The sequence below is a fragment of the Mesorhizobium sp. CNPSo 4661 genome (genome assembly GCF_057784215.1).
This window is the reverse complement of record NZ_JBWGIO010000005.1, coordinates 32,969-56,173: the sequence shown is the minus strand read 5'-3', so window position 1 is coordinate 56,173 and position 23,205 is coordinate 32,969. Positions and strand designations below refer to the sequence as shown.

General features: G+C 64.5%; 20 protein-coding genes. 10 read left to right on the top strand and 10 right to left on the bottom strand.

All coding sequences use genetic code 11. From position 1 onward, the window contains the following. The first annotated feature begins 3 nt into the window (after positions 1–3). The 3 genes from ykgO to AC0YKC_RS08665 all read left to right on the top strand — a co-directional run bounded on the left by ykgO (position 4) and on the right by AC0YKC_RS08665 (position 2,055). Entirely contained in the window at positions 4–129 is a 126-nt protein-coding gene (gene ykgO, locus AC0YKC_RS08675) for a type B 50S ribosomal protein L36 (protein WP_006203764.1), read from the top strand. Positions 130–271: 142 nt separating this feature from the next. Further along, entirely contained in the window at positions 272–892 is a 621-nt protein-coding gene (locus tag AC0YKC_RS08670) for a tetratricopeptide repeat protein (protein ID WP_488510807.1), read from the top strand. Positions 893–993: 101 nt separating this feature from the next. Then, positions 994–2,055, top strand: a complete 1,062-nt coding sequence (locus AC0YKC_RS08665; RefSeq protein ID WP_488510806.1) for an alpha/beta fold hydrolase — start codon at positions 994–996, stop codon at positions 2,053–2,055. Between the two features lie 182 nt (positions 2,056–2,237). Here the strand turns inward: AC0YKC_RS08665 and pyk are convergent, their stop codons facing one another. Both pyk and AC0YKC_RS08655 read right to left on the bottom strand, forming a co-directional pair. Beyond that, positions 2,238–3,665 carry a pyruvate kinase gene (gene pyk / locus AC0YKC_RS08660; protein WP_320296491.1) on the bottom strand — a complete coding sequence of 476 codons (1,428 nt, stop codon included), beginning with the start codon at positions 3,663–3,665 and terminating at the stop codon, positions 2,238–2,240. Next, the gene (locus tag AC0YKC_RS08655) at positions 3,662–4,150 is read right to left on the bottom strand and encodes a DUF1036 domain-containing protein (protein WP_488510805.1); all 489 of its coding nucleotides are present in this window, start codon (positions 4,148–4,150) and stop codon (positions 3,662–3,664) included. Before AC0YKC_RS08655 ends, pyk begins: the two co-directional genes overlap by 4 nt. Positions 4,151–4,386: 236 nt before the next feature. On the opposite strand from AC0YKC_RS08655, the gene AC0YKC_RS08650 reads away from it, so the two are divergent. The 3 genes from AC0YKC_RS08650 to AC0YKC_RS08640 all read left to right on the top strand — a co-directional run bounded on the left by AC0YKC_RS08650 (position 4,387) and on the right by AC0YKC_RS08640 (position 7,098). Next, positions 4,387–5,184, top strand: coding sequence for an N-formylglutamate amidohydrolase (locus AC0YKC_RS08650; RefSeq protein WP_488510803.1), 798 nt, complete (start codon positions 4,387–4,389; stop codon positions 5,182–5,184). 26 nt (positions 5,185–5,210) lie between these two features. Then, positions 5,211–5,519 carry a DUF1244 domain-containing protein gene (locus tag AC0YKC_RS08645; protein WP_488510802.1) on the top strand — a complete coding sequence of 103 codons (309 nt, stop codon included), beginning with the start codon at positions 5,211–5,213 and terminating at the stop codon, positions 5,517–5,519. Between the two features lie 385 nt (positions 5,520–5,904). Next, a complete protein-coding gene (locus tag AC0YKC_RS08640) occupies positions 5,905–7,098 on the top strand; it encodes an MFS transporter (RefSeq protein ID WP_488510801.1) in 1,194 nt (397 codons plus the stop codon). 181 nt (positions 7,099–7,279) lie between these two features. Here AC0YKC_RS08640 and AC0YKC_RS08635 read toward each other — a convergent pair whose 3' ends face one another. Next, complete coding sequence (locus tag AC0YKC_RS08635; RefSeq protein ID WP_488510800.1) at positions 7,280–8,173, bottom strand: LysR family transcriptional regulator; 894 nt, start codon at positions 8,171–8,173, stop codon at positions 7,280–7,282. 96 nt (positions 8,174–8,269) lie between these two features. Between AC0YKC_RS08635 and AC0YKC_RS08630 the strand changes: the two genes are divergently transcribed. Continuing rightward, entirely contained in the window at positions 8,270–9,226 is a 957-nt protein-coding gene (locus AC0YKC_RS08630) for an SDR family oxidoreductase (RefSeq protein ID WP_488510799.1), read from the top strand. Here the strand turns inward: AC0YKC_RS08630 and AC0YKC_RS08625 are convergent, their stop codons facing one another. The 6 genes from AC0YKC_RS08625 to AC0YKC_RS08600 form a co-directional block, all read right to left on the bottom strand. Further along, the gene (locus AC0YKC_RS08625) at positions 9,227–9,385 is read right to left on the bottom strand and encodes a DUF3309 family protein (RefSeq protein ID WP_488510798.1); all 159 of its coding nucleotides are present in this window, start codon (positions 9,383–9,385) and stop codon (positions 9,227–9,229) included. Between the two features lie 197 nt (positions 9,386–9,582). Further along, positions 9,583–12,753, bottom strand: a complete 3,171-nt coding sequence (locus tag AC0YKC_RS08620; protein ID WP_488510797.1) for an efflux RND transporter permease subunit — start codon at positions 12,751–12,753, stop codon at positions 9,583–9,585. A gap of 74 nt (positions 12,754–12,827) precedes the next feature. Beyond that, entirely contained in the window at positions 12,828–14,015 is a 1,188-nt protein-coding gene (locus tag AC0YKC_RS08615; protein ID WP_320296482.1) for an efflux RND transporter periplasmic adaptor subunit, read from the bottom strand. 351 nt (positions 14,016–14,366) lie between these two features. Then, positions 14,367–15,788, bottom strand: coding sequence for a coniferyl aldehyde dehydrogenase (locus AC0YKC_RS08610; RefSeq protein WP_488510796.1), 1,422 nt, complete (start codon positions 15,786–15,788; stop codon positions 14,367–14,369). A 100-nt stretch (positions 15,789–15,888) separates the two neighbouring features. Beyond that, positions 15,889–17,019, bottom strand: coding sequence for a patatin-like phospholipase family protein (locus tag AC0YKC_RS08605; RefSeq protein WP_488510795.1), 1,131 nt, complete (start codon positions 17,017–17,019; stop codon positions 15,889–15,891). Between the two features lie 382 nt (positions 17,020–17,401). Continuing rightward, complete coding sequence (locus tag AC0YKC_RS08600) at positions 17,402–18,487, bottom strand: citrate synthase/methylcitrate synthase (protein WP_488510794.1); 1,086 nt, start codon at positions 18,485–18,487, stop codon at positions 17,402–17,404. Between the two features lie 89 nt (positions 18,488–18,576). Here AC0YKC_RS08600 and AC0YKC_RS08595 point away from each other — a divergent pair, with 89 nt between their 5' ends. Beyond that, on the top strand, positions 18,577–19,716 hold the full coding sequence (locus AC0YKC_RS08595; protein ID WP_488510793.1) for a citrate synthase: 1,140 nt from the start codon (positions 18,577–18,579) through the stop codon (positions 19,714–19,716). Between the two features lie 193 nt (positions 19,717–19,909). Here the strand turns inward: AC0YKC_RS08595 and phaR are convergent, their stop codons facing one another. After that, a complete protein-coding gene (gene phaR / locus AC0YKC_RS08590; protein WP_320296478.1) occupies positions 19,910–20,503 on the bottom strand; it encodes a polyhydroxyalkanoate synthesis repressor PhaR in 594 nt (197 codons plus the stop codon). A gap of 305 nt (positions 20,504–20,808) precedes the next feature. On the opposite strand from phaR, the gene AC0YKC_RS08585 reads away from it, so the two are divergent. Together AC0YKC_RS08585 and phbB are read left to right on the top strand one after the other, a co-directional pair. Beyond that, complete coding sequence (locus AC0YKC_RS08585) at positions 20,809–21,996, top strand: acetyl-CoA C-acetyltransferase (protein ID WP_488510791.1); 1,188 nt, start codon at positions 20,809–20,811, stop codon at positions 21,994–21,996. Positions 21,997–22,084: 88 nt separating this feature from the next. Next, entirely contained in the window at positions 22,085–22,810 is a 726-nt protein-coding gene (gene phbB / locus AC0YKC_RS08580) for an acetoacetyl-CoA reductase (protein ID WP_488510790.1), read from the top strand. The last annotated feature ends 395 nt before the right edge of the window (positions 22,811–23,205 follow it).

The following is a 23,205-nucleotide window of genomic DNA, read 5'->3' as shown; positions in this document are numbered from 1 at the left end:
ACCATGAAGATCAAGAATTCGCTCAAGGCGCTCAAGGCGCGTCACCGCGACAACCAGCTGGTTCGCCGCAAGGGACGCATCTACATCATCAACAAGACCGCTCCGCGCTACAAGGCGCGCCAGGGCTGAGCTTTGCGCGCGGCTTGATGCACGTCGCCCGAAAGGGAGCGACATGCGAAGACGATGCCGCGCTGATGTCGAGTGCCGGTTCGCCGGCCCTCTCACGCTAAAATCATTTGGACGATCCGCCGCCCGGGATTAGATTCCGGCGATGCGGATTCGTTTTGCATTTCTCACCGCCCTTTTGCTGTCCGGCGCAGCTTTGCCTGCGGGAGCAGAAGAAGTGCAAGGCGCGCTGCCTCCAGATGCCGCGCCGCCCACCGCGACACCGCCGCCGGTCGCTCCGACCAAACAGGGCCGCCTCGACCAGCTCTTCGCCGAGTTGAAGCGCGAGCGCAACGAAAAGGCCGCCGAGCGCATCGCCGGCCGCATCTGGAACGAGTGGAACCAGTCCGGCAGCGCCTCGGTCGACCTGATGATGCAGTGGGCGCAAAAGGCGACGCAAGACCAGAAGTTCGACGTCGCGCTCGACTTCCTCGACCAAGTCGTGACCTTGCAGCCCGATTATGCCGAAGGCTGGAACCGGCGCGCCACCGTCCATTTCATGATGAAGAATTACGGGAAGTCGATGGCCGACATCGACCGCACCCTGCAGCTCGAGCCGCGCCATTTCGGCGCGCTTTCGGGCCTCGCCCAGATCATGGCCGAGACCGGCCACAAGCAGTCGGCGCTGGAAGCCTGGCAAAAGGTGCTGACGATCTATCCCATGATGCGCAGCGCCCAGGACCAGGTTTCGACGCTTTCGGAGGAGCTGGCCGGCGAGGGAATTTAGGCAGTAGGAATTAGGCAATAGGCAATAGGGCTCTGAACGCCCACTACTGCCTACTGCCTACTGCCCAAAACCAAACTCCCTTCACGCCCGTATCTCCCCGCATGAACCTAGTCTGCGCCGCCTTCCTCTTCCTCGTCGCGCTCGTCTTTGCCCTGGCCGGTGTCACCCGCGCCGGCATCTGGTCGATCGAACGCCGCAACCCGCCTGCCGGCGCGTTCGCCGAGATCGATGGCGCGCGTATCCACTACGTCCATATCCCGGCGCCGGCCGGCGCCGACCTGCCGCCGGTCGTCTTCATCCATGGCGCCAGCGCCAATCTCAAGGACCAGATGCTGCCGCTGGAGCCGCTGCTCGAGGGCCGCGCCGAAATGCTGTTCCTCGATCGTCCGGGCTTTGGCTGGTCGGAGCGCGGCGACAATGAAACGCTTGCAACGCAGGCCGACACCATTGCCGCGCTGATGGACCGGCTGGGAATCGAGAATGCAGTCATCGTCGCCCATTCCTTCGGCGGCGCGATCACCACGGCCTTCGCCCGCCAGCATCCTGACAAGACGCTGGGACTGGTCTTTCTCTCGCCCGCCACGCATCCATGGCCGGGCGGCGCGACCGCCTGGTATTACAAGCTGACGGCCGTTACCGTGGTCGGCTGGCTGTTTTCCGAAACGCTCGCCTATCCGGCCGGGTTGGCGCAGATCGGCGGCGCGACGTCTTGCGTCTTTTCGCCGAACGACGTGCCCGATCGCTATGTCGACAAGGCCTCGATCCCGCTGGTGCTGCGGCCGTCCGCCTTCCGCGCCAACGCCCGCGATGTCGCCCAGCTCTACGACTACGTCCGCGCCGCCGCGCCTGCTTATCGCGAGATCAAGGCGCCGACCGTCGTCATCTCGGGCGATCGCGACAAGGTGGTTTATGCGACGATCCATTCCATCGGCCTGGAGCGCGACATTCCCGGCGCCGAACTGGTCTGGGTCCACAATCTCGGCCACAAACCGGACTGGATCGCACCCGACCTCGTGGTCGGTGCGATCGGGAAGGTCGCGGGCAAGGATGTCGATCTGCAAGCGATGGCCAAGACCGTAGAAGGCCGGACCGCCAGCGATGCCTATAACGACGGCAAATGCCCGGACATCAAAGTGCCCGACGCTGAATTGGCGCCGGGCTGAAATTTCGGGAATTGCTTCCCGAATGCCACGGCGAAGACGGTTAGGTATGTCGAGATTCAGGTCAGGCCGAGTCGAAAGTAGTGGCTTCCGAGAACCGGAGCGGAGCGTACTCTAAGTACGTGAGCACCGGAAGCGCAGGACGCCGCTACTTGCAGGCCGGCCTCACCTGAATATCGGCATACCTAATGCGTGTCCGACCCCACATAGGCGATGCGCAGCATATTGGTCGAGCCCGGCGTCCTGAGCGGCACGCCGGCGGTGATGATCACCCGGTCCCCCGGCTTGCCAAAACCTTCTTCCAGCGCAATCCGGCAGGCCCGGTCGACCATGTCGTCGAGGTCGGTCGCATCCGGCGAGACGACGCAATGCGTGCCCCATAGCAGCGACAGCCGGCGCGCGGTGTTGAGGATCGGCGACAGCGCCACGATCGGCACCTGCGGGCGCTCGCGCGCGGCGCGGAGCCCGGTGGTGCCGGACGCGGTGTAGGAGATGATTGCCGCTAGTTTCAGCGTCTCGGCGATCTCGCGCGCGGCCAGAGAAATGGCGTCGGCTCCGGTGGCCTCGGGTTCGGAACGCTGCGCGTTGATGATGCCGGCATAGGTCGGGTCGGTTTCGACCTTGGTGGCGATGCGGTTCATCATGGCGACCGCCTCGACCGGATAGGCGCCGGCCGCGGATTCGGCCGAAAGCATGATCGCATCGGCGCCTTCGAAGACGGCGATCGACACGTCGGAGACCTCGGCGCGGGTCGGCACGGGCGCGGTGATCATCGATTCCAGCATCTGCGTCGCGATCACCACCGGCTTGCCGGCGCGCCGCGCCGCGCGCGTGATCTGCTTCTGGATGCCGGGCACGGCTTCGATCGGCATCTCGACGCCGAGATCGCCGCGGGCAACCATCAGCGCGTCGGAGAGCTCGATGATTTCGGGGAGCCGGGCGACCGCCTGCGGCTTCTCGATCTTGGCCATGATCAGCGCGCGGCCGCGCGCGATCTTGCGGGCCTCCGCCAGGTCCTCCGGCCGCTGCACGAAGGACAGCGCCACCCAGTCGACGCCTGTGGCAAGCACCGCGTCGAGATCGGCGCGGTCCTTCTCGGTCAGTGCGCCGACCGGCAGGTCGGTGTCGGGCAGGCTGACGCCCTTCTTGTCGGAGATGATCGAGCCGGCGACGACGGTGCAGGTGATCGACTTGCCGTCGGCCTTCACCGCCTTCAATTCCAGCTTGCCATCGTCGATCAAAAGTCTGTGACCGGCCTCGACCGAGCTCAGGATTTCCGGATGCGGCAGGAAGACACGGCTGGAATTGCCGGGCTCCGGATTGTTGTCGAGAGTGAACGTCTGCCCCGGAGTCAGCGCTTCCTTGACGTTGGCGAACTTGCCGACCCTGAGCTTCGGACCCTGCAGGTCGGCGAGGATGCCGATGGGACGGCCGACGGCTTCCTCGACCGCACGGATGCGGCCGACCAGCGTGCGCATCAGCTCGTGGTCGGTATGGCTCATATTGATGCGGAAGACATCGGCGCCCGCTTCGAAAAGCTTTCTCAGCATTTCCTCGGAGGAGGAAGCCGGACCGATGGTGGCGAGGATCTTGACCTTGCGGTTACGTCTCATTGACTGTTTGTTCCCGGAGCGGGGGCGATTGGTGCGCCTCCCGTTGCGGGCTCGTCGGTCAGCTGGACCATCCAGCTGGCCTGCTCGCCCGTGTCATATTCCTGAAATCCGGCGCGCTGAAAGCCCCGGGCGACGCAATCATTCACGCCGGCGATCTTGAACTCTTTTTCGGCGACGCACATGTTGATCGGGCCGTCCCAGCGCCCGCCGCGTTCGGCGTCTTCTGCATAAAGATAATAAAATCTTGATGACAGCGGACCCTCGATCAGCGTCTTGCAGGTCGATCCTTCGATGTGCCACCAGCCCTCGGTGATCCAGCCGGCCTTGGCGCGATAGCCGATGCCGACGCCCACCAGATTTTGCGTTGCGTTGCAGACGCGGAAATCGGCCCGGGCCGGCGAGGTCGCGGCTATCGCGAAAAATCCCGCGCCGACGATCAGCAACGGCACGGCCAGGCGCTTGCGCAACCGACCGGCAAAACCCATCGCAGATCCCCTTGCGAACCACATTTGCATCTCTCGAAGCCCCTTTTCAGCAAACTCCGGTCGCATGTCAACGCGCCGTTTTGTTCAATTCCAATCGATTTAGAAGGGCCCGTCGCACAAATTCTCCCCGCGTCGGGGATTTTTTGCAGAAACCTTGGCCAAACAACGGCATTGCGCCGGCGTCCTCTTCGTGGAATGACGATACCACATCGCAGCCGCCATCCCCTTTTCAGCCGATGACCCGATCCACAGTTTTCACGCCGTTCGACATTGTCGAGGGTGACCGCAAGAAAGGCGTCGTGCTTCTGGCCGATCACGCCCGCCGCGACCTGCCCGAAGAGTATGGCAGTCTCGGTTTGCCGGCGGCCGAATTCGAGCGTCACATCGCCTATGACATCGGCGTCGAGACGGTGACGCGTGAGCTCGCCGCCCTGCTAGACGTGCCGGCGGTGCTAGCCGGTTTCTCGCGGCTGCTGATCGACCCCAACCGGGGCGAGGACGACCCCACCATGATCCGTCAGCTCTATGACGGCACCGTGGTGCCGGGAAACTATCCTATTGCCCCGGAAGAGCGCGAGCGGCGGCTCGACCGTTTCTACCGGCCCTATCACGACGCCGTCGGCGCGATGATCGCCTCCGTGGCGCACGCCTCGGGCAAGGCGCCGTTCATCTTCTCGGTGCATTCCTTCACGCCGGTGATGCAGGGTTTTGTCCGCCCCTGGCATGTCGGCGTGCTGTGGGACCGCGACGACCGCGTGGCGCGACCGCTGATCGATACGCTCGCCGAGGACAAGTCCCTCGTCGTCGGCGACAACGAGCCCTATGACGGCGCTTTGCGCGGCGACACCATGTTCCGCCACGCCATCGTCAACGGCTACGCCCATGCGCTGATCGAGATCCGCCAGGACCTGATCGCCGACCGCGCCGGCGCCCTCGCCTGGGCCGATCGCCTGGCGCCGATCGTTGACGCCATCGACCGGCGTCCCGATATACATGAGGTGAAAATGTTCGGCTCGCGCACCGGACCCGTGTGACGAGCCGACAGTCCTGGAGTTCCTCGATGACCGAACTCACTGACGACCAGAAACGCGACTTTGAGGCGACGGCCTTCCGTCGGCTGGTGGCGCATCTGCGCGAACGCGGCGATGTCCAGAACATCGACCTGATGAACCTCGCCGGCTTCTGCCGCAACTGCCTGTCCAACTGGTATCGCGAAGCCGCCGACGCCAAGGGTGTCGCGCTGTCGAAGGACGAGTCGCGTGAGATCATCTACGGCATGCCCTATGCCGAATGGCAGGCGCTCAACCAGACCGAGGCGTCGGAAGCCAAGAAGGCCGAGTTCGAGGCGAGGCGGCCTAGGGATCATTAATGATGCCGATCGCCTTCGCGGCTTCGTCATTCTAGGCGAAGCAAGGAGCGAAGCGACACGCGCAGACCCTAGAATCCATTCCGTGAGGTCTGCCGAAGAGCACGGCGGTTCAGAACATGATCGTAACGGCGCGACCCCGGGGAACGTTCTGCATCGTAGCGAAGCTCCCAGGTCACGGCATGGATCCTCGGGTCTGCGCGCGTCGCTTCGCTCCTTGCTCCGCCCGTGGATGACGATCGGAGGGGCGTTTCGGCCAATCTCCACGGCAGCAGCTTGCCACGAACGTACTCCCTTGGTCCAAGCACTTCCCGAACGCGGTTCTTGACCACAAATTGAATCGATCTAATTTGCCGCGCGAACCCCTTTGCATGGCGGATTCCAGACCATGAGCGTGCAAACCACGATGCAAGCCGCGACGCGCGGCCGATGGGCCGTCGCCGGTATTTTCCTGGCCAATGGTTTCTTGACCGGCAGCTGGGCGCCGCAGATCCCGGTATTCCTTACCCGGCTCGACATCACCAGATTCACGCTCGGCCTGCTGATCCTGCTGTTCGGCGTCGGCGCCGTCATTGCCATGACCTGGTGCGGCCATTTGATCTCCCGGCATGGCTCGCGCACCGTGACGCGTTGGTTCGGCATCTGCGGCAGCTTCGGCCTGCTGATCGTGGCGCTCGCGCCCAACGTTCCCCTGGCGGCCATTGCCATGCTCATCTTCGGCGGCTCGATCGGCGGCATGGATGTCGCCATGAACTCGAATGCCGTCGTGGTGGAAAGAAGGCTTTCCCGAGCGATCATGTCGTCCTCACACGGCTTCTGGAGCCTTGGCGGCTTCGCCGGCGGCGCGCTCGGCGGCTATTCGATCCAGACCTACGGCTATCTTCCCCATGCCGTCGCGGTCACGGTCGTCGCCTTTGCTGTGATCGCCTTTGCTATTCGCTATCTTGTCGCCGAGGACCGGCCGCAGGCCGTCGAGCACCAGAAATTCACGCTGCCGCGGCACACGGCAGTCTATCTGGTCGGGCTGATGGCGCTGCTCACCATGATCTCGGAGGGCGCGGTGCTCGACTGGGCGGCGCTCTTCCTGCACCAGGAGTTGGGCGCCGATCTCGCGGTCGCCGGACTTGCCTATGCCGCCTTCTCCGGCGTCATGGCGCTGATGCGTTTCCTGGGCGACGGCGTGCGCAACCGCTTCGGCGCGGTGGCGACCTTGCGCGGCTCAGCGCTGGTCGCCGCGGCCGGCATGCTGGTCGCCGGCCTCTCGCCCTCGCCTTACTTGGCCATCGCCGCTTTCGCCTTCTGCGGCTTCGGTATCGCCAACATGGTGCCGATCCTCTTTTCAGCCGGCGGCAACCAGGAAGGCATGTCGTCCGGCACCGGCATGAGCGTCGTCACCACCATGGGCTATTCCGGCATCCTGGTGGCGCCGTCGGCGATCGGCTTCGTCGCCGAGCATTCGAGCTTCGGCCCGATCTTCGTTGCGCTATCCGGGCTGCTGGTCATCGTGCTTTTGATGGCAGGCCTCGCTCACCGGGCCGAATTCGCTCCCGAGCCGGATGGATTTCAGGTCGGATCGACCTGAAATCATTCGGCTCTAATGCATGTCGCCCAGAAGTGCGCAGCGGTTCTGGGACAACGACATGCATCAAAACAAAGACTTAAAGCGTGTCGCCTGAATCCGTTTCAGCGCGACGCGCTTTAGGATCAGAGAAATAGAGCATGATGCCGTCCGAAAACCGCTTCACACTTTTCGGCATCATGCTCTAGCCGGTGCCGGCGGAGTAGCGCTTCAGTTCCTCATGCAGAAAATCCGCCACACGGCGGATGCGCATGCTGGTGCGCACGTCGCGATGCATGGCGAGCCACACAGGCAGGACCGGCAGCGGCACATCGGGCAGCAGCTTCTCCAGATCCGGATCGCGGTCGGCCAGCGGCTCCTGGCCGAGGCCGATGCCGTTGCCGGTCCGCACCGCCTCCCACAGCACGATCTGGTTGTCGGTCCGGAAACGGAAATGGCTGCGGCCGACCGGGATGCCGAACGAGGTGAAGCCGCGAATGATCTCGTCGCTGCGGTCGAAACCGACCAAGGCGTGCTCGGCGAGGTCGGCGGCAGTTTCCGGGCGGCCGCGCCGGTCGAGATAGGCGCTTGCCGCGCATAGGCAGAGCGGGATGTCGGTGACTTTGCGCGCCACCAGCTCGTTCTGCGCCGGCCTGACCATGCGGATGGCGATATCGGCATCGCGGCGCAAAAGGTTCTCGACCTGGTTCGAGGCGACGATCTCGACCTCGATGCCCGGTTCCTCCTCGCCGAGACGCGCCATCATGTCCGGCAACACAAAGGCGGCGACCACCTCCGAGGCAGCGATGCGCACCGTGCCCTCGATCGCCTCGACGGAGCCCAGCGCCAGCAGCGAAAACGCATTGGCCTGCTCGCTGACCGTTCGGCCGCGCTCGTAGAGCGTGCTGCCCGCCTCGGTCAGCTCGTAGCCACGCCGCCCGCGCCGGAACAGAGTGACGCCGAGGGCTAACTCGAGCTCGGCGATGTGACGGCCGAGCGTCGGCTGGCTGGCCGTAAGCCTGCGCGCCGCGGCCGAAAGGCTGCCGGTATCGGCGACCGCCACGAAACTCTTGATCAGGTTCCAGTCAAATTCCTTCATTCATTTTTGAATAACACAACGCCAAAGAAGGTCAATTTCAATTCGCTCGTGAACGCCTCACATTAACCGGGCAAACGCAAGCAACGGAGAGAACAAATGACCAAGATCGCAATCCTCGGCGCCAATGGCCGGCTCGGCCGCGTGGTCGGCAAGGCTTTCATCGACGCCGGCTTCGATGTCCGCGCCGTGACCCGCACCGGCAAGGTGCCGGCGGAGCTCAAGGGCGCCACGGCAGTCGCCGGCGACGCGCTCGATCGCGACTCCCTGATCCGCGCCACCGAAGGCGTCGACATCATCTTCAACGGCCTGAACCCGATCTACACCGACTGGGGCAAGTGCATGCCGATGGCCGAGAACGTCATGGCCGCCTGCCGGGCGAACAACACGCTGCATCTCTTCCCGGGCACCGTCTACAATTACGGCTCGCCGATGCCGCAGGTCATCACCGAGGAGACGCCGTTCCATCCGACCACCGAGAAAGGCCGCATCCGCTGCGCAATGGAGGCGCTGTTCCGCGGCGAGGCCGAAGCCGGCCGGGTGCGCACCATTGTGCTCAGGGCAGGCGATTTCTTCGGTGGCACCGGCAGCGGCTCCTGGTTCGACCTCGTCGTCGCCGCAAAGATGAACAAAGGCGTCTACACCGCGCCTGGCCCGGCCGACCTGACGCATGAATGGGCCTACCTGCCGGACTTCGCCGTCGGCTTCGTCGGCCTGGCGAAGAACCTCGACAAGCTCGGCTTCTACGAAGCCATCAACTTCCCCGGCCACGCCATCACCGATCTCGACATGAAGGCCGCGGCCGAGAAGGCGCTCGGCCGCAAGCTGAAGCTCTCCTTCATGCCTTGGTGGGTGCTGCGCGCCGGCAGCCCGTTCGTGGCCATGTGGCGCGAGATCGTCACCATGTCCTATCTGCGCTTCGAAGCGCACCGGCTCACCTCGACGCGGCTCGATGAGGTCATCGGCGAAATCCCGCACACCCCGCTCGACCAGGCGGTGAAGGAAGCGCTGCAGGATATCGGTATCGCCGTGGAACCCGTTCGCCGGGCCGCCTGATCAGACCCTGCCCAACAACAAAAGGATCAGCAGCACGATCAGGATGACGCCGACGATGCCGGACGGCCCGTAGCCCCAGGAACGCGAATGCGGCCAGGCCGGCACGGCGCCGATCAGGATCAGAACCAGGATTATTACGAGAAGTGTCGTGATGGTCATGAGAAACCCTCGCCGTCCAAAGCAATTCCAGGAAAAGTGTCAGCAGTTTTCGGTCTGGAATTGCGTAAACAAAGAGATAGGGCGGTTCGCCGTTTCCGTGAAACGGTGAAACGCACCAATCGAACTTCGAGGGGACAATGCAAAAAGCCGCCCGGTTGTTCCCGAGCGGCTTTTATCCTTAGGATTGTGGGACCGCGCTATTCCGCAGCTTTCGGGAATGCCTCTACCGGCCCGGCGCTCGTCTCGGCAACCTGTTCGCCGGTCGCAGCCTTGCGCTTGTCGCGCCCGAACAGGCGCCGGAAGAAGGCGTAGAACCGGCTGTTCTTGCTGCGCGTGAAGATCATCAGCATCGACGGCGTCACCACCAGCGTCAGCAGGGTGGCGAAGGACAGGCCGAAGACGATGGCCGAGGACAGCGAAATCCACCATTGCGTCGACGGCGCCTTGATCGTCGTCTCGTGGTGGAAGATTTCGAGACCGAGACCGAAGGCGATCGGCAGCACGCCGAGGATCGCCGAGACGGCGGTCAGCACCACCGGCCGGGCGCGCTCGCGGCAGGTTTGCAGCACAGCGTCCATCTTGTCCCAGCCCTCCTCGCGCAGCCGGTCATAGGTGTCGATCAGCACGATGTTGTTGTTCACCACCACGCCGGCGAGCGCGATGACGCCGATGCCCGACATGACGATGCCGAACGCCTCTCCGGTCAAGAGCAGGCCCAGGAACACGCCGATCGTCGCCATGACCACGCAGGACAGCACCATCAGCACGCTGGTGAACTTGTTGAACTGCATGAGCAGCACCAGGAAGATCAGGAAGATGGCGGCCCCGAATGCCTTGCCGAGGAAGGCGCTCGCTTCCGCGCTGTCCTCGTTGGAACCAGCCAGCTTCCAGCGGATGCCGCTGCCGAGGCCCATGTCGGCGACGGCCTTGGTGACTTCCTGTTGCACCGCGGCGACCTGCGCGCCGGAGCTGACATTGGCCTGCACGACCACGGTGCGCGCGCCGTCGATGCGGTTGAGGATGCCGACGCTGGGTTTTGCCTTGCGGACGACGAAGTTCGAGATCGGCACCGAGCCCTGCGGGGTCTGCACGCGAAGCTCGTCGAGTGTTGACAGGGTGCGCCGGTCTTCCGGCAGGCGCAGCCTTATGTCGACCGCCTTGTCCGCTCCGGCGGGCCGGTATTCCGAAAGCTTCAGGCCATTGGTCACCAACTGCACCACCGTGCCCACTGATGTCGGGCTGATGCCGTATTGCGCGGCCTTGGCGCGGTCGACCTCGATCGCCCAGTCGACACCGGGCGGCGGCAGGCCGTCCGAGATGTCGATGACGTTGGGAATCTTGGCGATGCGTGCCGCCACGGCCCGCGCCTTGTCGTCGAGGCCGGCCGGATCGACGGCCGACAGCCGGATCTGGATCGGCTTGCCGGTCGGCGGGCCGGCTTCCGGCACGCGCACCTCGACATCGACGCCGGGAATGCCGGCCATGGCGCCGCGCAGGTCGCTGAGGATCTGATTGGCGGACTTGCGCTGGCGCCAGTCGACGAATTCGTACTGGATATTGCCGACCACGTCTTCCGGAACGTCCTGGCCGCCGCCTTGCGACTTGCCGACGCGCGTATAGACCGACTTGACGCCCGGCCAGCCGAGCAGCCGGTTTTCGGCCGTCTTGGTGGCGGCGTCCATTTCGGCCAGCGAAAGATTGCCGCGCGCATGCACATAGAGCAGGCCGTAATCCGGCTCGACGCTGGGGAAGAACTCGACGCCGGCGCCATATTTGGAATAGGCAACGCTCACGCCGATAAGAAGGCCGATGGTGAGCAGCATGACGGTGATCGGGAAGCGCACCGCCTGCTTGACGATCGCCATGTACCAGCCGTCGCGGTGATCATCCTCGTGATGCTGTGGCGCCTTGGCGAAGATGGCGCCCAGGGTCGGCGCGAACACCAGCGCATAGAGCATCGAGGCCGACAGCGTCACGATCAGCGTGATCGGCATGTATTTCATGAAGTCGCCGATGATGCCGGGCCAGAACAACAGCGGCGAGAAGGCGGCAATGCGCGTCATCGTCGCCGCGATCACCGGCCCAGCCATGCGCCTTGCGGCCAAAGCGAAGGCGTCGGCCTTCGGCATGCCTTCGCTCATGCGCCGTTCCGCGAATTCGGTGACGATGATGGCGTCGTCGACCAGCATGCCAACCGCCAGGATGAGGCTGAACAGCACGATCATGTTGATCGTGTAGCCCATCATGGCGAGCAAAAGGATGCCGATCAGGAACGACGATGGAATGGCAAGGCCGATCAGCAGCGAGGCGCGGCCGGACAGCGCGTAGAGGATGACGATGAACACCAGGATGACGGCGATCATCACATGGTTCTGCAGGTCGCCGAGCAACTGGTTGACGAAGACGGACTTGTCCTGCGTGTAGGTGACATGCATGCCCTCGGGCATCGTCTTGACGTAATTGTCCGACACTTCCCGGACATGGTTCAGCGTGTCGATCAGATTGGCGCCGATGCGCTTCTTCACCTCGATCGCGATGGCCGGCTTGCCGTCGAGACGGGTGATCGTCTCGGCGTCCTTGAAGGTCGAGCGTATCGTAGCGATGTCCTTGGCCTGCACCACGGCGTTGGGCGTGGCGACCACCGGCAGGTTGGCGACGTCCTCCGGCGTCTCGATCAGCGACGGCACCTTGACGGCGTACTTGCCCTCCGAGCCTTCGAGATTGCCGGCGGCAACCAGGCTGTTCGAAGCGCCGACGCCTTGCATCACCTGGTCGAGCTGCAGCCCGTAGGACGACAGCTTCACCGGATCGATGACGACCTCGACGAGGTCGTCGCGCGACCCCTGCAGCGACCCTTCGAGCACGCCCGGCACTTCCTCGATCCGATCGCGCAGCTCGCGCGCCGCCGCCGTCAGTGTGCGTTCCGGCAAGTCGCCCGACAGCGTCACGACCATGACGGGGAATTCGGAGATGTTGACCTCCGTGACGACCGGCTCCTCGGCCGCCTGCGGCAGGTCGGCCTTGGCGTCCTGCACCTTGCTGCGCGTATCCTGCAGCGCGGTGGCCAGATTGGTCTGCGGCTGGAACTCGACCATCACATAGCCGCCGCCCTGGAAGGCGGCCGAGCGCATCTCCTTGAGCCCTTTCAGGCTCTTGAGCTTGCTTTCCATCGGCCTCAGCAGCAGGCGCTCGGAATCCTCCGGCGAGATGCCCTGGTAGATCAGGCTGACATACATCATCGGAATCGGAACGTCGGGTTCCGCTTCCTTGGGCGTCGACTGATAGGCGATCCAGCCCGCGATGAGCAGGAACATCAGCGCCGATATGGTGAGGCGGGCGTTGTTGATGGCGAGTCTGACGATATCCATGACTTCGGCCTGTTATGCTTCGGAGGCTTCGGACTGCCATCGCCGGATTGGTTCGGCGACCGGCGCGTCGTGCTTTACTGCGTGCCGGCGGCGGCTTCGCCGATCAGCTTGCTGATGGTCGCCTGGTCGGCCTCGACGGGCTTCACCAGGTCGCCTTCCTTCACCAGTTCCTGACCGGCGACGATGATGCGCGCACCTTCAGGAATGCCGCCCAGCACCAGACCGTGCGGCGTGTCGTCGACGAGATCGATCGGGAAGAACGCGACCTTGTCGTCCTTGCCGACGGCGCGGATGCCGAGGTCGCCCTTGTCGCCCAGCGTCACCACCGAGCGCGGCAGCATGACCGCATTGGTCGGCTCGGCGCTGAGCGTGATCTCGGCCGTCATGCCGGCGGGGATGGAGCCGTCCCCATTGGGGATCGCCACCTCGACGCGGAAGGTGCGGGTCTGCGCCGAGGCATCGCGGCTGATGTAGCGCACGGTGCCGGTGACCTTCTGGTCGTTGACCAGGCGTACATCGGCCTCGTCGCCGATCTTGATGTAGCGCAGATCGCGCTCGCTGATCTCGCCGCGCGCGATCACCGGATCGAGCTTCAGGATCGTCGCCACCTCGCCACCCTGCATCACCGAGCTGCCGAGCTCGACGGGGACGCGGTCGATGACGCCGTCGAAGGGCGCCTTGACCTCGTTGCGGTCGAGTTCGGCCTGCGCGGTATCGAGCTGCGATTGCGCGAGCGTCAGGTTGGAGCGGGCCGTGTCTAGCTGCAGCTTCGGCAGATTGCCGGTCTTGGCCAGACGCTCGGCGGCGTCGAGCTCGGCCTTGCGCTGCACAAGCAACTGCTTGGCGTTGTCGACATTGGAGATCTTCTCCTCGGCCGCGAGCATGAGCACGAGATCGCCGGTCTTGACGTGGTCGCCCTGCTTGACCGGCAGCTTGTCGATGACGCCGGCAACGCGCGTCGCCAACACGGCGCGCTTGTCGGCCTCCGTGAGACCCGAAATCCGTATCGCCCGCGCGAAGGTCTTGCGCGGCGGCGTTACCACCGCGACGGTACGCAATGGGGCCTTCGGCTCGGCCTGCGCCGCGTCCGGCTTGGCGGCCTGCGGCTGCGCCGGCTTGCCGGCGTCAGCGGGATGTTTGTCGGTGGTAACCGACTTGTCGGCGGCACTGCCGACCGACGAAAACTCGCCGGTCCCCATCCAGGCCGCGAACCCGATGAGCACGACAATGGCTGCAAGCTTGTGAAACCTGATTTTCGGCATCGTCATTTTTCCGTTGCAGGACCTGGCGAGGTCGGCGCTTCCGACTCGGGCGCGCGGCCGATATGGGTGTGCGCGGGGCCTAGTTCAATTTGCCGTGATCGGCGAAGCGCCGCTTCTACCTGAAAGTTGCGGCGCAATATAGCCGGAAAAGTTGCGGAAGCATTGCGGCGCGGAATGTGATTTCTCGACAAACAACGACTTTTCTGCCTGCGGCTGCCGCTTTTGCGGGCGCGCCGACAGTTTCCCCAAGGTTACTGGCAGCAGCCGTCAGTATGATGCAAAAATCTTCCGCAGGCAGCGACAATCGCTTGTTTGAAGCAGTCACGCCCCGCCATTTCCCGGCTGAAGTTGTCAAGTAATGAGGTTGAGCAACCGGAAGAGACGCTCGAAGGTCCTGCCGTAAGGCGGACGCAGAAGGCCACCGGCGCTGAACTTGGACTGGATGAAGATCGGCTTTTCCTTGCTGAAGGTGCGAAAGCCCCATTCGCCGTGATAGGCGCCGGTGCCGCTCTCGCCGACACCGCCGAAGGGCTGCCGTTCCTGCACCAGATGCAGCATGCAGTCGTTGACCGTGACGCCGCCGGCCACGGTTTCCCGCATGACCCTCTGGCGATTGGCGCTGTCGCTGCCGAACCAGTAGAGCGCCAGCGGACGCTCGCCCCGGTTCACATGCTCGATGGCCTCATCCACCGTGCCATATTCGACGATCGGCAGGACTGGCCCGAAGATCTCCTCGCGCATCAGCCGCAGATTCTCGCCCGCATTGCGCACCAGCACGGGCGCCATCTTGCGGTCGGTGACGCCGAGCTTCTCATTCGCGGGATTGACCTCGGTGATGTCGGCGCCGCTGTCGCGCGCTTCCGCCACCATGTCGACCAGCCGCCGGTGATGCCGCTCGCTGACGATCGCCGTATAGTCGCGATTGTCGCCGAGGCGCGGATAGAGCTTCGCGATTGCCGAGGCGAACTTGGCCGCGATCGCCGCGCCCTGGCCTTGCGGCACCATCAGATAGTCCGGCGCGATGCAGGTCTGGCCGGCATTGAGCAGCTTGCCATAGGCGACGCTGGCGACCGCCGCGTCGAGATCGCAGGACGGATCGAAGATCGCCGGCGACTTGCCGCCGAGCTCGAGCGTCACCGGCGTCAGATTGGCGGCGGCGGCCAGCGCCACCTGGCGGCCGACGGCCGTCGAGCCGGTGAACAGGAGGTGGTCGAACGGCAGCGACACGAACGCCTTGCCGACCTCCGCGTCGCCGACCATCACGCAGACCTCATCGGCGGCGAAGTACTTTTCGACCAGGCTGGCGAGCAGGTCCGAAAACTTCGGCGTCAGCTCCGACGGCTTGATCATGACGCGGTTGCCGGCCGCCAGTGCCGCGGTCGCCGGCGCGATGGCGAGCTGGAAAGGATAGTTCCAGGGCGAGACGATGCCGACGACACCGAGAGGCTGCGGCAAGAGGCGGTTGCGACCCGGCAGGAACGGCAGGCTGGTGGCGACGCGGCGCTCGCGCATCCAGGCGCCGAGATGCGACAGCGCATGCCTGATGCCGGCGCGCACGACGAACAGTTCGGCAAGCCGCGTTTCCTCGGCCGAGCGAGCGGAGAAATCGCTGTCGATCGCCGCGCAGATCTCGGCCTCATGCTTTTCGGTGAGCGCGAGAAGGCGGCTCAGCCGGTCCTTGCGCGTGTCCAGCGTCGGGAACGGCTCTTTCTCGAAGGCCCTGCACTGCGCCTCAAACCTGACCCCGAGAGCGTTCTGTCTGGTTTGCAGCATCGCAACCTCCCCTTTACGTTCAGGTAAGACTACATCGCACCGAACGCGTGATCCAGCGCCTCACCGGTTCCGCTGGGGAAGATGCTGACAATCGAGCGCTCTATGCCCGCCGCCGCGCAGATTCCGGCTTGAGGCGCGCGGCCAGGAATTCCTTGACGCGACGCCCCGGCGCCGGACCGCGCAACGGCTTGAAGCCGTCGTCGAGCTCGCCCGAGAGATCGAGAGTCGGCCGCTCGCCGACGGCGTCGTAATTCTCCTCCAGCCAGTCGCTGGCGGCGCTGCGGCCGAGGTCGCGCAGATAGGCGATGAAAGCCCATTCGGCATTGACCTTGGACGACGCCGAGAGGTCCTTGAAAGCCTCGTCGGCATCGATGCGGTGCATGCGGATGTCGCGATATTCGCCATGCGGCAGGCGTCCGGCCGCGATCAGTTCCTTGACGAAGGCGATCGAGCGGAATTCGCGCAGCAGCCCGGCGTTGAAAGTGATCTCGTCGATGCGGTTCTGGATCTCGTTGGCGCTTTTCGGCGTGCCTTCGCGCACCACCGGGTTGATCTGCACAAGAAGCACGTCCTCGGTTGCCGCGGTCTTGAAGAACGGATAGAGCGCCGGATTGCCGCCATAGCCGCCATCCCAATAGGGCACGCCCTTGATCTCGACCGCCTGGAATAATTGCGGCAGGCAGGCCGAGGCCATCACCGTGTCGAGGTCGATCTCGCCGTCGGAGAAGACGCGCAATTGCCCGGTCTCGACATTGGTCGCCGAGATGAACAGCTCCATCGACTTGCAGGCGCGCACATTGGAAAAGTCGATCTCCTTCTCCACCACGTCGCGCAGCGGGTTGAGGCCGAGCGGATTGGCGACATAGGGCGAGAACACCCGCGACATCGTGTCGAAGAAGACATAGCCGGGCGTGTTCTCGATCGACCAGTTGCCCCAGGCCACGTCCCAGGGCATGCGCTGCACCGGGCTGAAACGGCCTTTCGAGGCCACCGCCCGCCAGAAATCGTCGAGCTTTTTGCGCGCGCCTTCCACGCCGCCACGCACAAACCCGTCAGCCAGCGCCACCGCGTTCATGGCGCCGGCGCTGGTGCCGGACACCGCCGCGATCTCCAGCCGCCCATCTTCCAGCAGCCGGTCGAGCACGCCCCAGGAAAAGGCGCCGTGTGAGCCGCCGCCCTGGAGCGCAACGTTGATCTTCTTCTTTTCCTCCGCCTTGCCGTTCTTCGCCATGGCGTTCCTTGTCTCGATGCGCCGGCCTGCCGCGGCGTCATTTGGACGAAGTCGGCGCAGTCAGCTTATGTTGCAGTGCAGCATATAAGGGCAGACCAAGGCAAGAACACGAACACACAAGCGTGATCACATGAAATTTCGGTCATGGGGAACTGTTCCTCGCCCCACGAAAGTGGGGAGAGGTGGCCCGGCAAAGCCGGGACGGAGAGGGGCCTGCGCGGCCACCGGAGGTTTGCCCTCTGCGAACTGCTGGTGCCTATTAAGGTATATCCGCCGGCACCTTGCCCCGCAAAGGACGCCGCTTCACGGCCGGCGTCCCCCTCTCCGTCCCGGCTTCGCCGGGCCACCTCTCCCCCGCGTTGCGGGGGCGAAGAACTGCTTCTCAAGCCACCAGATCGGGCACTGGCCCGACATACCGCGACTGCGGCCGGATCAATCGGCCAGTCGCCTGCTGCTCGCGCGCATGGGCGAGCCAGCCGGCAACGCGGCCGGCGGCAAAGACGTTGGAGAATGCCTCTTTCGGGAAGCCGACCGCTTCCAGGAGAAGCGCGGTGTAGAACTCGACATTGGTCTGGATCGAGCGCTGCGGCTTGGCGATCCTGAGCACTTCGAGCGCCGCCTTTTCCACTGTCTCGGCGAAGGCCAGCCGGCTACCGGTCTCGTTCCGCGAGCCGAGCTGCCGCACGACCGCCTTCAGCGCGTCGGCGCGGGGGTCGCGCACGCGGTAAATGCGATGGCCGAAACCCATGATGCGCCGGCCGTGCGCGATCTCGTTACGCAGCCATGTGGTGGCGTCGTTGCTCGCCTCGATGGCGTCCAGCATCTCGATCACCGGCCCCGGCGCGCCGCCATGCAGCGGGCCTTTCAGCGCGCCGAGCCCGGCCAGGATTGCCGAAGTCAGCCCGGCCTGCGTCGAGGCCACCACGCGGGTCGCGAAGGTCGAGGCGTTGAGGCCGTGGTCGCAGACCGTCACCAGATAGCTGTCCAGCGCCTTGGCAAGCGCCGGCGAGGCAGTGCCGGTGAGCATCCGCAGCATATCGCCGGCATGATCGGCATTTTCGTCGGGGGCGACCGGCGTCTCGCCCCGGCCAAGGCGCAGCAGTGCCGGCGTCAGCACAGCCGGCGCCGCGATGAGCCGCAGCGCGTCGGCAAGCCCGTCGCCGTCCGGCAGGACGGCCATGCCGGCCCGCATGCCGCTGTAGACGTCGACCGGCGCCAGCTGGGCAAGCATCGGTTTCACACGATCAAATACTTCCACCCGCGCCTTCCCGATCGCTTTCTCCAGTTCGGCATCGCCCGGAAGGTCGTCGAAGAAGCCGTCGAACAGGAGCCGTACCACCTGCGCGTAGCGCCAGTGGCCGGCGAGCTCCATCAGCGAATGGCCCCGAATGGTGAGGTGCCCGCCCACACCGTCGACATCGGAAAGCACCGTGTCGGCCGCCACAACATCATCGAGCCCATTCGCCATGATCGTCTCCTTGACCTTTTGTGCATTGCAATTAATGCTGCACAATCAATGCATCAATCTTGATCAAGATAATCAATGTAAGGCGGCAAATGACGGAGTGGCTGACGCGGGATGAAGCGCTGGAGCGGCTGAGCGTCCGGCCGCAGACGCTTTATGCCTATGTCAGCCGTGGCCGCATTGGCATGAAGCCGGACGACGCCGACCCGCGCCGCAGCCAGTACCGCGCCGACGACATCGCCGCCCTTGCCACGCGCCGCGACCGCGGCAGGAGCCCGCAGGCGATCGCCGAAAGCGCCATCGCCTGGGGCGAGCCGGCGATCGCCACTTCCATCTCGACGGTGCTGCATGGCCGCCTCGTCTATCGCGGCAGGGATGCCGTGGAGCTTTCGGCGACGGCGACGCTCGAGCAGACCGCCGAACTGCTGTGGGCCTCCGACCGTCCGGTGTCGTTCGCTTCGCTGACGCCGTCGGCTGCCCGGCAAAGCGGCACGCCGACGGCCTTCGCCAGACTCTCGGCGCTGGCTGCCGAAGGCTGGCCTTCGCTCGGCCGCAGGCCGGCCATGCTGCAGCAGGACGGCGCCGCGGCGACCAGCGCACTGGCCACCGCGCTCGGCGCAGCGCCGGGCTCCGAACCCGTGCATTTAAGGCTGGCGCAGGGCTGGTCGGTCGACGCCGCGGGCGCAGAACTCATCCGCAAGGCACTGGTGCTGCTGGCCGATCACGAGCTCAACGCCTCGACCTTCGCCGCCCGCGTCGCGGCCTCCACCGGCGCGCCGATCGCCGCCTGCCTGCTCGCGGGTCTCGCGACGCTGAGCGGCCCGCGCCATGGCGGCGCCGGTGCTGCGGCGATCGCGCTGGTCGAGGATGCGGAGCGGCTGGGTCCGGACGAGGCGATCGCCCGCTGGCTGGCCCACGACCGACCGCTGCCGGGCTTCGGACACCCGCTCTATCAGGAAGGCGACCCGCGCGCCGAGGGCCTGTTTTCCGATTTCAGGATCGACGACGGGTTGTTGCAACTGCGCAAGGCGGTTCTTGCCGCGACCGGGCTGCATCCGAACATCGATTTCGCTTTAGCCGCGATCACCCGCAGCCTGCGCCTGCCCACCGACGCCCCGTTCCGCCTGTTCGCCCTCGGCCGCAGCGTCGGCTGGACCGCGCATGCCGTCGAGCAGGTGACCAGCAACAGGCTGATCAGGCCCCGCGCCCGCTATGACGGGCCGGCTGGATGAAGGGAAACTGACGGCAACAATAAGCGCCTCGCCGTTAGGATGAAGCGCTCCAGGTTGTGTTGAGATTCAGGTCAGGCCGAGTCGAAAATAGTGGCTTTCGAGAACCGGAGCGGAGCGTACTTAAAGTACGTGAGCACCGGAAGCGCAGAAAGCCACTATTTGCAGGCCGGCCTCACCTGAATATCGACACAACCTAGGACATCGTGTCCAGCTTGCGCTGCATCGCCGCGATCTGCGCCTTCAACTCCTGCAGATCGTCGCCCTTTTCTTCCTTCTTCGGCGGCTCGGCAGGTGCTGCCGAATTGCCGCCGGCGGATGGGAACGGCGTGAACATGCGCATGGCGTTCTGGAACATCTCGACATTGCGGCGCGTCTGTTCCTCGAGCGCCTTAATCGGCGTCTTCATCATGTCGATCGGCGCCTTGCCGAAGGCGCCCTTCAGCTGCTCGCGGAACCGCTCCTGCTCCTTGGAGAAGGCAATCATCGACTGTTCGAGGAAGCTCGGCACGATCATCTGCATCTGGTCGCCGTAGAAGGAGATGAGCTGGCGCAGGAACGGGATCGGCAGCATGTTCTGCCCATCCTTGTTCTCGAGCTCGAAGATGATCTGCGTCAGCACCGGATGCGTGATGTCGTCGCCGGTCTTTGCGTCCTGGACCGTGAATTCCTCGCCCTTCTTGACCATCTCGGCCAAGTCCTCGAGCGTCACATAGGTGCTTGTGCCGGTATTGTAGAGCCGGCGATTGGCATACTTCTTGATGACGATCGGGTCGTCTTTTGCGGCCATCCGTATCCTCCCCAGGACACCGGCACCTCTAGGAGTAAGCGGCCGGTAACGATTGCACCCTTTATCGAGGATACGCGCAAAAGCGTCACAATTCCAAGTGGTTTGTGCACTGCGGCATCAATTAATGCTGCACAGCCATTGCAAAATCCGCCGCATTGCCGACCTCACGTTACCGCGACTGGCGCGCGCTCTGCTTGCCGCGCATGGCGGTCATGCCCATTTCCGGTTTGACTCAGGGTTTCGAACGGGCAAGAAAGTCCTAAAGCGATCTCGAAAATACGCCACCTCGAAGTCTGGAGAAGAAAATGTCCGCTTCCAATTCAATCGTCGTCGCCAGCGCCGCCCGCACTGCGGTCGGCTCCTTCAACGGCAGTTTCGCCGCCACGCCGGCGCACGAGCTCGGCGCCGTCGTCATCAGGGAATTGCTCGCGCGTTCCGGCGTCGAGGCGGCGGAAGTCGACGAGGTCATCCTCGGTCAGGTGCTGACCGCTGCTCAAGGCCAGAACCCGGCGCGCCAGGCCTCGATCAATGCCGGCCTGCCGAAGGAGACCACCGCCTGGGGCCTCAACCAGGTCTGCGGCTCGGGCCTGCGCGCCATCGCGCTCGGCATGCAGCAGATCGCCACCGGCGATGCCAAGGTGATCGTCGCCGGCGGCCAGGAATCGATGTCGCTGTCGCCGCATGCCGAGCATCTGCGCGCCGGCGTCAAGATGGGCGACTACAAGATGATCGACACCATGATCAAGGACGGCCTGTGGGATGCCTTCAACGGCTACCATATGGGCAACACTGCCGAGAACGTCGCCCGCCAGTTCCAGATCACCCGCGAAACCCAGGACGAGTTCGCGCTGGCCTCGCAGAACAAGGCCGAGGCCGCGCAGAAGGCCGGCAGGTTCAAGGACGAGATCGTCGCCTTCACCATCAAGGGCAAGAAGGGCGACACCATCGTCGACCAGGACGAGTATATCCGTCTCGGCGCGACGCTCGACGCCATGACCAAGCTGAAGCCCGCTTTCGACAAGGATGGCACGGTCACGGCCGCCAACGCGTCCGGCATCAATGACGGCGCCGCCGGCGCGCTGCTGATGACCGAGGCCGAGGCTGCCCGGCGCGGCATCACCCCGCTGGTCCGCATCGCCTCCTGGGCGACCGCCGGCGTCGATCCGGCGATCATGGGCACGGGGCCTATTCCCGCTTCGAAGCGGGCGCTGGAAAAGGCCGGCTGGTCGGTCAAGGATCTCGACCTCGTCGAGGCCAACGAAGCCTTCGCCGCGCAGGCATGCGCCGTCAACAAGGGCATGGGCTGGGACCCCTCGATCGTCAACGTCAATGGCGGCGCCATCGCCATCGGCCATCCGATCGGCGCATCTGGCGCCCGCGTCTTCAACACGCTGGTCTACGAGATGCGTCGCCGCGGCGCCAAGAAGGGTCTCGCCACGCTTTGCATCGGCGGCGGCATGGGCGTCGCCATGTGCGTGGAAGCAATGGGGTGAATGGAAAAATGGTGAATGGTGGGCCGCAGGGCTTTCGCGATGACCATTCACCATTCACTATTCACCATTCACTCTGGGAGGAGCACATATGAGCAAGGTAGCAATCGTCACGGGCGGGTCGCGCGGCATCGGCGCGGCGATATCGGTCGCCTTGAAGAACGCCGGCTATTCGGTCGCGGCGAACTATGCCGGCAATGACGAGGCGGCACAGAAATTCAAGGCCGAGACCGGCATCCCGGTCTACAAATGGTCCGTCGCCGACTACGAGGCCTGCGCCGCCGGCATCAAGCAGGTCGAGGCCGATCTCGGTCCGGTCTCCGTGCTGGTCAACAATGCCGGCATCACCCGCGACGCCATGTTCCACAAGATGACGCCCGCGCAGTGGAAGGAAGTCATCGACACCAACCTCTCCGGTGTCTTCAACATGACGCATCCTTTGTGGAGCGGCATGCGCGACCGCAAGTTCGGCCGCGTCGTCACCATTTCCTCGATCAACGGCCAGAAGGGCCAGGCCGGCCAGGCCAACTACTCGGCCGCCAAGGCCGGCGACATCGGCTTCAGCAAGGCTCTTGCCCAGGAAGGCGCCCGCGCGGGCATCACCGTCAACGTCATCTGCCCCGGCTATATCGCGACCGAGATGGTCAAGGCGATCGACGAGAAGGTGCTCAACGAGCGCATCATCCCGCAGATCCCGGTCGGCCGCCTCGGCGAGCCGGAAGAGATCGCGCGCTGCGTCGTCTTTCTGGCTTCCGACGAGGCCGGCTTCATCACCGGCTCGACCATCACCGCCAATGGCGGCCAGTACTTCGTCTGAGACGCACGACGCCAAGGCGGCTCCGGCAACGGAGCCGCCTTTTTCGCCCGCCGGCAAGCCCGGCGCGACACCGTGCCTCAATCCGGCACGCAAAAGTTAACGGCCCCGGCCACGCCCTGTGCGCAACCCCTCTCACAAGCTGTGAATCCTCGGTGGACAAGCTGTGGATAACACCATATCTAGGGGTGAACAAACCGGGAAACTTCCCGCATCTCTGATTCGTCGCCGATTCGTTCTGGCTTTGGCCGAAAAGTTAATGGCGAAGCGCCGAAACATTACCGAAACCGTTAAAAGCCGTTAAGAAAAATCAACAATTTCATAACCTTGTGGGCGCACCTCGAGTCGACCGCGATGGCTCGCCGGCAAAAGTTAACGACCGCTCGGGTCCAGCGGCG